Raw genomic sequence first — 903 nt, 5'->3', positions numbered from 1 at the left:
GGACTGGGCGACGCGGAAGGTGCTGGCCTGGCGGGTGTCGAACACCATGGAGGTGGAGTTCTGCCTCGAGGTGCTGGAGGAGGCCTTGGGGCGGTTCGGGCGACCGGGGATTTTCAATACCGACCAGGGCAGCCAGTTCACCTCGCCGCGGTTCACCGGCGTGCTGCAGCAGGCCGGAGTGCGCATCTCGATGGACGGCCGTGGCCGCTGGATGGACAATGTCTTCATCGAACGACTATGGCGCAGCCTGAAGTACGAGTGCGTCTACCTGCACGCCTTCGAGACCGGCTCGGAGTTGCGGGCCGGGTTGTCGAAGTGGATCGGCTACTACAATGCCGGACGCCCACATAGCGCGCTGGCCGGGCAGACCCCCAACGAGACCTATGGGGCGGACGAGATGGCCAAATTGGCGGCCTGACGACAACCAGGACCGAGCTTATCCAGGCCGCCAAACTGTCCGACCGATGGGGACCACTTCATAGCGGTGCTGCATCTGGTTGGACGCAGCGCGTCCAACCGTCGTTGGCCTCGAGCAGGACGGCGCCGATGAGGCGGCTGATGGAAGCCTCGGAGGGAAAGATGCCGACGACATCGGCGCGGCGCTTCACCTCCTTGTTCAATCGCTCCAGCGGGTTTGTCGAGTGCAGCTTGGTTCTGTGCTGCGCTGGGAACGCCATGTAGGCCAGCACGTCGTCCTCGCTGTCGTCCATCAGCGTGCCGAGCTTCGGCCGGCGGGGCCGCAGCTGGTCGGCGACGTGGCGCTATTGCACTGACTCATTCAGAAGGTGCAGGAAGTCTGGCGAGCTTGCTGAGGATGGTATCTGCAGGTTTGGTCCAGACGAATGGCCTGGCGGCTCTGTTGTGGTCACGGATGTAGCGGGTGATGGCGTCCTGCAGGTGGGG

Annotated in this window: 1 protein-coding gene and 1 pseudogene; one reads left to right on the top strand and one right to left on the bottom strand. The window is 64.2% G+C overall.

Going from position 1 to position 903, the window contains the following annotated elements; all coding sequences use genetic code 11:
- A partial coding sequence (locus H7965_RS30070; RefSeq protein ID WP_186773160.1) for an integrase core domain-containing protein occupies positions 1–418 on the top strand: 418 nt, incomplete at its 5' end.
- A gap of 94 nt (positions 419–512) precedes the next feature.
- Here the strand turns inward: H7965_RS30070 and H7965_RS30065 are convergent.
- Positions 513–761, bottom strand: a pseudogene (locus H7965_RS30065) (transposase); the annotation flags it as partial.
- Between the last annotated feature and the right edge of the window lie 142 nt (positions 762–903).

Origin of the sequence: Siccirubricoccus deserti, from assembly GCF_014283215.1 — a bacterium.
GTDB classification, from domain to species: Bacteria; Pseudomonadota; Alphaproteobacteria; order Acetobacterales; family Acetobacteraceae; genus Siccirubricoccus; species Siccirubricoccus deserti.
The sequence above is the reverse complement of the archived record's forward strand: the minus strand, read 5'-3'. Positions and strand labels throughout refer to the sequence as shown.